Annotated in this window: 3 protein-coding genes and 1 riboswitch; of the genes, 1 reads left to right on the forward strand and 2 read right to left on the reverse strand. The window is 34.5% G+C overall.

Features of this window, described 5'->3' with window-relative positions; translation table 11 throughout:
- Together RTW14_RS18405 and pdxR are read right to left on the reverse strand one after the other, a co-directional pair.
- On the reverse strand, nucleotides 1-896 hold an 896-nt coding region (locus tag RTW14_RS18405), incomplete at its 3' end, for a Na+/H+ antiporter NhaC family protein (RefSeq protein ID WP_312654236.1).
- A gap of 124 nt (nucleotides 897-1,020) precedes the next feature.
- Nucleotides 1,021-1,130: riboswitch (SAM riboswitch) on the reverse strand.
- 212 nt (nucleotides 1,131-1,342) lie between these two features.
- Nucleotides 1,343-2,761, reverse strand: a complete 1,419-nt coding sequence (gene pdxR / locus RTW14_RS18410) for a MocR-like pyridoxine biosynthesis transcription factor PdxR (RefSeq protein WP_312654238.1) — start codon at nucleotides 2,759-2,761, stop codon at nucleotides 1,343-1,345.
- 175 nt (nucleotides 2,762-2,936) lie between these two features.
- Between pdxR and RTW14_RS18765 the strand changes: the two genes are divergently transcribed.
- Nucleotides 2,937-3,098 (forward strand): pyridoxamine 5'-phosphate oxidase family protein (locus RTW14_RS18765; protein WP_312654274.1); only part of this gene is annotated, 162 nt, incomplete at its 3' end.

The following is a 3,098-nucleotide window of genomic DNA, read 5'->3' on the forward strand; positions in this document are numbered from 1 at the left end:
ACCATTCCACCAATTATCATTGAAATTATTACAAGCTCAGACATTCCCCCAATTCCTTTGCCTATGGCCTGCAATAGACCTATTATATCAAAGGCTCCCGTAAATATTCCTATGCTTCCTGCAAATAAGATTCCTCCAACTAGCACTAATAACACATTAACCCCTAAAAGTGCAGCAAGTAATACTCCTACATAAGGTAAAACTTTAACTAAACTATATGAATAATCCCCTACTACCTTAGAATCTTGCCCCAATGTTATAAAAGTGAATATTAAAGTTGTTATTATTGCTGCTGGCAATACAACTGTAAAATTCATTCTAAATTTATCTCTCATCTCACAGCCTTGAGTCCTGGTGGCTGCTATAGTTGTATCAGAAATCATAGAAAGGTTGTCCCCAAACATTGCTCCACCAACAACAGCTCCAACCACTAAAGCTATAGGTATACCTGTCTTAGCCGCAATTCCAGTAGCTATAGGAACTAATGCTACTATTGTTCCCATGGATGTACCTATAGATATTGCTATAAAACATGCAATTATAAAAACTCCAGCTACTAGTATGTTACTTGGTAAAAATGTAAGCCCTAAATTAACAGTAGATTCTACAGCTCCCATAGTTTTAGCAACCTCTGCAAAAGCCCCTGCCAATATAAATATCAGACACATTAAAATGATGTTTGGTTCTCCTGCTCCCTTGCAGAATACATCTAACTTTTTATCTAGTGATACTTTTCTATTCATAAATAATGCTACTAATGCTGCTAATAAAAATGGTACAGTTACAGGCATAGCATAAAAGTCCTTTGTAACTAATGATATCCCCATAAAAACTGCTATAAAAATAAATAATGGTAACAAAGCAATAGCACTGCCCTTTTTCAAGTTATCTTTCATTTTTTCCTCCTTAGTTAATTAATGTTTTAATTTTTTTGTATAAGACTTAGTGATCTTAGGCATCTGAAAATAAAAAACTTCTTGCCTTACCTAAAAGATAATGCAAGAAGTTATGTTCTTCCAATTCTTATCTTCCAGGTTAATCCTGCTGGATTTAGCACCATAAAGTTTAAAATAACTACCTTTGGTTGCCGGGCTTCATAGGGCCAGTCCCTCTGCCTCTCTTGATAAGATACTATATTATATTTTTAAATTCTTTATAAGGATAGCATTGGTTTATTATTATGTCAATATAATTAATCAAAAGCATTTTTATCCATCTTTTATCAAAAAAATCCTCAATTTCTTTTTCTATTTGTTTATGGATAACATCCTTGCCATATTATATATTTAGTATACATTTATTTACCTACCATGTCTTCCGAAGTTTCACCATTGAATTTTCATTATGTTAATGTATTGAACCATGCAGAGTGTAGCAATGCGATACCTTCTCGTATCTGTTGTTCACTCAGTAAGCTGTATCCTACAAATATAATGTTTCGGTGATATTCATTCCTGTCATTCCAAAATGGAATCATAGAATATACTTTGACTCCGACTTTTTCTGCCTGTTTAATAAGCCAATCTTGTTCTTCACCACCCGGAAACTCCAAAACGAAATGCACCCCTGCTCCACGACCATGTAATATTACTTTTTTTCCAAACATTTTCGTCGCTTCCTGTAAAAATATATCATGACACCTTTTGTAGGTAATGCACATTTTTCGAATATGACGCTCATAATTTCCCTCTCTCATATATGCAGCTAAAACACGTTGCGTTAACCATGATACAGGAGAACTATGAGAACAGAATAAACTATGATACCTCTTTAGGAGGCGTACTGGCAACACCATATAGTTCACCCTCAGAGAAGGGGAAAGAGACTTTGAAAAAGTTCCAATATAAATAGTACGATCTTCGGCATCTAAAGAGTGTAGTGCTGGCACTGGATTGACATCATATCTGAGTTCGCTGTCATAATCATCTTCAATGATGTAAGCATTGTTAACATTTGCCCAATTAAGGAGCTCCTTACGCTGCACAATTGACATTACAGTTCCATAAGGAAATTGATGGGAAGGTGTTACATAAGCAGCACATGCGTTAGAGCAGCAAATTGATGAAAGGATAAGTCCATCTTTACTAGCTGGGATTGCATGTACATTATAATTGTTGTTTATAAATACATCCCTTGCTCCATTATATCCTGGTTCCTCCATTGCAATAGTGTTATTTTCTTTACGCAGAAGAGTGCACAAAATATTTAAGGAATATTGTAGCCCACAACCGATGATAATTTGTTCCTTACTACAAACCATACCTCTTGATTTGTACAGGTGTTTTCCGATTTCTTCTCTTAATAATAGATCACCCTGCTTATCTGGATAATGATTAACTACTTCTTTTTGCGATGATAGGAGAATTTGAGAGGTGTATTTTCGCCATAACTTGAAAGGAAATTGCTCATAAGGAAGTGTACCGTACTGAAAATCATATAGAATTACAGGTTTCTTCAGTTCTGATTTTTTGATAGATAAGGCATTTATACTCTGCGGCACATAATTTCTCTCCGTAAATTCACTTGAAGTATCTAGAACAAAAAAACCTGACCCATGTCTTGCTTGAATATATCCCTCCACTGCAAGCTGGGTATAAGCCTGACTGACAGTATTGCGTGCAATACCTAATGTTTTGGCTAGTGTACGAATACCTGGAAGCCGTTCTCCATGTGCAATATTTCCTTGTTCAATATCTTTTTTGACCTGATTATAAATTTGAAGATACATTGGATCATTTGAATTTTCTTGAATATAAATCATATAATTATAACCATCCTTATACCAAAGTGTATCCTATATTATATCATATAAGTGTAACTTTTAATAGGTTCACTTCCATGCTATAATATGTTTAATTCTATATCAAGTACATATATATCTTGAATAGAAATCAAGTTTACATGATTAGGAGGATAATTAAGTTATGCAATATAGAATGAAGAAGTTTCAGTTAACGTTGGAGCAGATTGATGAGCTCCTTCATCGTGCGGATACCGGACGATTCGCTACTATCAATGAGGATGGTTATCCATATGTGGTTGCGATGCACTTTATTTATTACAATAACAAAATTTATATGCATGGTCTACCAAAGGGA

It is taken from the genome of Aminipila sp., assembly GCF_032051575.1.
Classification (GTDB): Bacteria; Bacillota; Clostridia; order Peptostreptococcales; family Anaerovoracaceae; genus Aminipila.